This is a genomic window from Micromonospora sp. NBS 11-29 (assembly GCF_002140155.1).
Lineage (GTDB): Bacteria > Actinomycetota > Actinomycetes > Mycobacteriales > Micromonosporaceae > Micromonospora.
The window spans coordinates 80,608-86,760 of the sequence record NZ_NAPR01000003.1; the positions used below are offsets into that span (position 1 = coordinate 80,608).

4 protein-coding genes are annotated in these 6,153 nt (G+C 73.6%); 1 reads left to right on the forward strand and 3 read right to left on the reverse strand.

Annotation, left to right across the window (positions count from 1 at the left end):
• Positions 1-9: 9 nt before the first annotated feature.
• Positions 10-1,638 (reverse strand): acyl-CoA dehydrogenase family protein, encoded by a 1,629-nt coding sequence (locus B1205_RS01620; RefSeq protein WP_089153993.1) that lies wholly within the window; start codon positions 1,636-1,638, stop codon positions 10-12.
• 74 nt (positions 1,639-1,712) lie between these two features.
• Between B1205_RS01620 and B1205_RS01625 the strand changes: the two genes are divergently transcribed.
• Positions 1,713-3,500 carry a gamma-glutamyltransferase family protein gene (locus tag B1205_RS01625; RefSeq protein ID WP_089153994.1) on the forward strand — a complete coding sequence of 596 codons (1,788 nt, stop codon included), beginning with the start codon at positions 1,713-1,715 and terminating at the stop codon, positions 3,498-3,500.
• 4 nt (positions 3,501-3,504) lie between these two features.
• Here B1205_RS01625 and sthA read toward each other — a convergent pair whose 3' ends face one another.
• Both sthA and B1205_RS01635 read right to left on the reverse strand, forming a co-directional pair.
• A complete protein-coding gene (sthA, locus tag B1205_RS01630) occupies positions 3,505-4,908 on the reverse strand; it encodes a Si-specific NAD(P)(+) transhydrogenase (RefSeq protein WP_089153995.1) in 1,404 nt (467 codons plus the stop codon).
• Between the two features lie 74 nt (positions 4,909-4,982).
• Positions 4,983-6,153 (reverse strand): glycosyl hydrolase family 18 protein (locus tag B1205_RS01635; RefSeq protein WP_254909637.1); only part of this gene is annotated, 1,171 nt, incomplete at its 5' end.

Consider the following 6,153-nt stretch of genomic DNA (forward strand, 5'->3'; position numbering starts at 1 on the left):
GATGCGATCCTAGCCAAGCCGGGGGGTGGCCCGGTCGACGATCGCGCCCAGGTCGAGGCCGCCCGGCAGCGTCCCGTACGCCTGGCCGTGGTCGCCGCCGAGGCGGGAGGCGCAGAACGCGTCGGCGACCGCCGGGTGACCGTGGCGCACCAGCAGCGCGCCCTGGAGCACCAGCGCGAGCCGTTCGACCACGCGCCGGGCCCGCAGCTCCAGGTCGGTGTGGTCGGCCAGTTCGTCGCGCACCCGGCGGACGGCGGCGTCGAGGCGCGCGTCCGCGCCGGCCGCGGCGGCCACCTCCGCCTCGTACGCGGCCAGCACCTGCGGTTCCCGGGTGAGCGCGCGCAGCACGTCGAGCGCGGCGACGTTGCCGGAGCCCTCCCAGATCGAGTTCAGCGGCGACTCGCGGAACAGCCGGGGCATCCCCGACTCCTCGACGTAGCCGTTGCCGCCCAGGCACTCCAGCGCCTCGGCCGCGTGCCCCGGCCAACGTTTGCAGACCCAGTACTTGCCGACGGCCAGCGCGAGGCGCTTGAACGCGGTCTCACCGGCGTCGCCGCGCGCCGACCGGTCGGTGGCGCCGGCCAGCCGCATCATCAGCACGGTGGCGGCCTCGCTCTCCACGGCCAGGTCGGCCAGGACGTTGCGCATCAGCGGCTGGTCGACCAGGGGGCGGCCGAACGCCCGCCGGTGGGTGGCGTGGTGCACGGCCGTGGTGACCCCGTGGCGCATCCCGGCCGCCGCGCCGATCACGCAGTCCAGCCGGGTCAGGTTGACCATGTCGATGATGGTGCGCACGCCCCGGCCCTCGTCGCCGACGCGCCACGCCACCGTGTGCGCGTACTCGATCTCGGCGGAGGCGTTGGAGCGGTTGCCGAGCTTGTCCTTCAGGCGCATCAGCCGCAACGGGTTGCGGGTGCCGTCGGGCAGCACGCGGGGGACCAGGAAGCAGGTGAGGCCCGCCGGCGCCTGGGCGAGGGTGAGGAACAGGTCGCACATCGGCGCGGAGGTGAACCACTTGTGCCCGACGAGCCGGTAGCTGCCGTCCGGCTCGGTCCGGGCGGTGGTGGTGTTGGCCCGCACGTCCGAGCCGCCCTGCTTCTCGGTCATCGACATCCCGGCCAGCAGGCCGCGCTTGCCCTGCGGCGGGCGCAGCCCGAAGTCGTACTCGGTGGTGGTGAGCAGCGGCTCGTAGCGCGCGGCCAGCTCCGGGGCGTGCCGCAGCGCGGGCACCGCCGCGTAGGTCATCGAGATCGGGCAGCCGTGCCCGGCGTCGGGCCGCCAGACGTGGAAGCCGGCGGCGCGGGCGACGTGCGCGCCCGGCCGGTCGTCGGCCCACGGCGCGGCGTGCAGGCCGTGCCCCACGGCGGTGCGCATCAGCTCGTGCCAGGACGGATGGAACTCCACCTCGTCGATGCGGTGGCCGTAGCGGTCGTGGGTGCGCAGCACCGGCGGGTGCTCGTTGGCCAGCCGGCCGTGCTCGGCGGCCTGCTCGCCGCCGGCCAGCCGGCCGAGGTCGTGCAGCCCGGCGACGGCCCAACCGGCGCCCTCCCGGGCCAGGGCGTCCAGCAGCGCCGGGTCGTCGGCGGTGTCGTGGCCGACCAACGGGGGGACCTGGTTGACGACCTCGTGTGTGCTCACGGCGGGACTCCCAGCGCGGTGGAGGAAGGTGGTCAGGCCGGTGATGGTCGCACGTCGGCGTAGGATCGACCCCGATGACCTTCACCACCCGGCCGACGTTGCGCGGCACGTTCGGCATGGTCTCCTCGACGCACTGGCTGGCCAGCCAGTCCGCGATGGGCGTGCTGGAGCGGGGCGGCAACGCCTTCGACGCCGCGGTCGCCGCCGGGTTCGTGCTGCACATGGTCGAGCCGCACCTCAACGGACCCGCCGGGGAGGTGCCGGCGATCCTGGCCACCGCCGACGACCCGACCCCCCGGGTGCTCTGCGGCCAGGGGCCGGCCCCGGCCGGTGCCACCGTCGCGCACTTCCGCTCGCTCGGCCTGGACCTGGTGCCCGGCTCCGGCCCGCTCGCCGCGGTGGTGCCCGGCGCGGTGGACGCCTGGCTGCTGTTGCTGCGCGACCACGGCACCCGCACCCTCGACGAGGTGCTGGAACCGGCGATCGGCTATGCCGCCGCCGGCCACCCGCTGGTCGGCGCGGCCGGGCAGACCGTCGACCGGGTGCGGTCGCTGTTCGAGCGGCACTGGCCGACCTCCGCGCAACTCTGGCTGCGCCACGGCCGCCCACCCGCGCCGGGGGAGATGGTCACCAACCCGGCGTACGCGGACACGCTGCGCCGCCTCGTCCACGCGGGACGGGCCGCCGGGGCGGACCGGGTGGCGCAGATCGAGGCGGCCCGGCGTGCCTGGCGTGAGGGTTTCGTCGCCGAGGCGATCGACGCGTTCAGCCGCCGCCCGTTCCGGGATTCCAGCGGCCGGCCGCACGCCGGCCTGGTCACCGGCGACGACCTGGCCGGCTGGTCCGCCACCTGGGAGGAGCCGGTCACGCTCGACTGGCGCGGGCACACGGTGGCGAAGACCGGCTTCTGGGGCCAGGGCCCGGTGCTGTTGCAGGCGTTGGCGACGCTCGACGCGCTCGACGACCCCCGCGCGTTGGACCCGTCCGGCGTGGACGGCATCCACGCTCAGGCCGAGGCGCTCAAGCTGGCCTTCGCCGACCGCGAGGCGTGGTACGGCGACACCGACGTGCCGAGCGCGGCGCTGCTGTCGCCGGGCTACGCGCGGCAGCGGGCCGCGCTGATCGGTGACCGGGCCTCGACCGAGCTGCGCCCGGGCAGCCCGGCGGGTGTCCCGCCGCGGCTGCCGTCGCATCTGCGCGCCCACGTCGCCCGGTCGTCCGGCCCGCACGACCCGACGACCGGTGAGCCGACGCTACGGGCGGACGGCGTGACCCGCGGCGACACCTGTCACCTCGACGTGGTCGACCGGTGGGGCAACATCATCTCGGCCACGCCGAGCGGTGGCTGGTTGCAGAGTTCGCCCACCATTCCCGAGCTGGGCTTCCCGCTGGGCACCCGGTTGCAGATGTGCTGGCTGGAGGAGGGGCTCGCCTCGTCGCTGCGGCCGGGTCGCCGGCCGCGTACCACGCTGAGCCCGACGCTGGTGCTGCGCGACGGCGAGCCGGTCCTGGCCTGCGGCACGCCCGGCGGCGACCAGCAGGACCAGTGGCAGTTGCTGTTCCTGCTGCGTCACCTGGTCGGCGGGCAGGAGTTGCAGGAGGCGATCGACGCCCCGATGTGGCACACCACCAGCCTGCCGGCGTCGTTCTACCCGCGCGAGGTGGAGCCGGGCGTGCTGGTGCTGGAGGACCGCCTCGACCCGGACGTGCTGGCCGCGCTGCACGCGCGTGGCCACACCATCCACCGCTCCGACCCGTGGAGCCTGGGCCGCCTCTGCGCCGTGGCCCGCGACCCCACCACCGGCGTCCTGACGGCCGCAGCCAACCCCCGGGGCGCCCAGGGCTACGCCACCGGCCGCTGACCCGTCAGCCGTCGATTCTGGTGATGTTGCGGATCTTGTTGGCGGCGTCCAGTGCGGCCACCTTGTACGCCTCGGCCAAGGTCGGGTAGTTGAAGACCGCGTCGAGCAGGTAGTCGACGGTGCCGCCGCAGCCCATCACGGCCTGGCCGATGTGGATGATCTCGGTGGCGCCGGTGCCGAAGACGTGCACGCCGAGCAGTCGCCCGTCCTGCGGCGAGACGAGCAGTTTCAACATGCCGTACGAGTCGCCGACGATCTGCCCCCGGGCCAGTTCCCGGTAGCGGGCGATGCCCACCTCGAACGGGGTGGAGGCCTCGGTCAGCTCGTCCTCGGTCTTTCCGACGAAGCTGATCTCGGGGATGGTGTAGATGCCGATCGGTTGCAGGTCGGGCATGGCGCGGGCCGGTTCCCCGCAGGCGTGCTGCGCGGCCAGGCGACCCTGCTCCATCGAGGTGGAGGCCAGTGCCGGGAAGCCGATCACGTCGCCGACGGCGTAGATGTTGTCCACCGCGGTGCGGTAGTTGGCGTCGACCTGGATCCGGCCCCGGTGGTCGGCGGTGAGGCCGGCCGCCTCCAGCGCGAGGTCGTCGGTCTGGCCCTGCCGGCCGGCGGAGTACATGACCGTGTCGGCGACGATCTTCTTGCCGCTGCGCAGCACGCAGAGCGCGGCGGTGCGGTGCTTCTCCACCGACGCCACCTCCTCGCCGAAGCGGAACGTCACGGACAGGTCCCGCAGGTGGTACTTGAGCGACTCGACGATCTCCTCGTCGCAGAAGTCGAGCATCCGCTCGCGGCGCTCGACCACGGTCACCTTGGTGCCGAGCGCGGCGAACATCGACGCGTACTCCATGCCGATCACGCCGGCGCCGACCACGACCATGCTGCGCGGCACGGCCTGGAGGTTGATCACGCCGTCGGAGTCGACGATCGTCCGGTCGTCGAAGTCGACGCTGTCTGGGCGGGCCGGCCGGGTGCCGGCGGCGATGACCGCCTTGTCGAAGGTGACCCGGGTCTCCCGGCCGGAGCCGGCGTCGACCCAGACCGCGTGCGGGTCGGCGAACCGGCCGGTGCCGGTGATCATCGTGACGCGGTTGCGGGCGAGCTGGTTGCGGATGACGTCGGTCTGCCGGGTGATCACGTGCTGGGTGCGGGCGGCCAGGTCGGCGACCGTGATGTCCTCCTTGACCCGGTAGCTGCTGCCGTAGAGGTCGCGCTGGCTCAGCCCGGTCAGATAGAGGACGGCCTCGCGCAGCGTCTTGGACGGCACGGTGCCGGTGTTGATGCACACCCCGCCGAGCATGTCGCGGCGGTCGACGACGGCGACCCGCCGGCCCAGTTTGGCCGCGGCGATCGCCGCCTTCTGTCCACTCGGTCCGGAGCCCAGCACCAGGAGGTCGTAGTCGTACACGAGAGCCAGCCTCGCAAAATGCGCGACCCGGCGCCAGTCGTGGGGCCCCGCCGAACGGGCGGGGCCCCACGGTCTCAGCGGCCCTGGAGCGCCCGGACGTTGTCGCCGAACGTCCAGCCCTTCGAGCCGTCCCAGTTGATCGACCAGGTCATCAGGCCCTTCAGGCCCGGGACGGAGGCCCAGGCCTGGCTCACCAGGGACGGGCTCAGGTAGCCGCCCCCCGCGCCGGTCTGCGCCGGCAGACCCGGCACCTGCTTGTCGTAGGGGACCCGGATCGTGGTGCCCTGGATGGTGAGCCCGTTGTTCAGGCACTGCGTCTGCACGGTGAAGCCCTGCACCGTGCCGGCCGGGTACGAGTCGGCGGCGCAGCCGTACATCGAGCCGTTGTAGTACTGCATGTTCAGCCACCAGAGCCGGCCGTTGTCGGCGTACTTCTTGACGATCGGCAGGTACGCGCCCCAGATCGAACCGTAGGTGACGCTGCCGCCGGTGACGTACGCGGTCTCGGGCGCCATGGTGAGCCCGAAGCCGGCGGGCATCTGGGCCAGCACCCCGTCGATGATCCGGATCAGGTTGGCCTGCGACGGGGAGAGCTGGGTGATGTTCCCGCTGCCGGTGAGCCCGGTCTCGATGTCGATGTCGATGCCGTCGAAGTTGTGCCGCTTGAGGATCGGCACGACGGTGGCGACGAACCGGTCGGCGACCGCGGTCGAGCTGAGGTCGATGCCGGCGGTGGCGCCGCCGATGGACAGCAGCACGGTCAGCCCGGCGGCCTTGGCCTGGCACACCTGCGCCGGGGTCGGCACCTTGACGCCGGCGTCCATGCCGTCCTCCCAGAGCACGGTGCCGTCGGCGCGGATGACCGGGAACGCGGCGGTCACCACGTTGTACCCGTGCCCGGTGATCCGGGTGTCGGTGATCGGGATCCAGCCGAGCCCGGGGTGCACGCCGTTCGCCGCGCCGTCCCAGTTCTCCCAGTAGCCCTGCAGCACCTTGCCGGCGGGCCGGGACTTCAGCGCGCAGGTGCTGCCGCCCGGCGTGGTCGGGCTGGCGGTCGCGGTGGGGGTGGGCGTCGGCGTCCGGGTGGGGGACGCGGTGGGGGTGGGCGAGGGCGGCCGGGTGGTCGGGCTCGGTGACGGTGTGCCGCCGTCGCAGGCGCCGAGGTCGGTCCAGAGCGCCGGCACGGCGGCGGGCGTCCAGCCCGCGCCGACCGGCGGGGTGTGTGTGACCAGCGCCTGGTAGAGC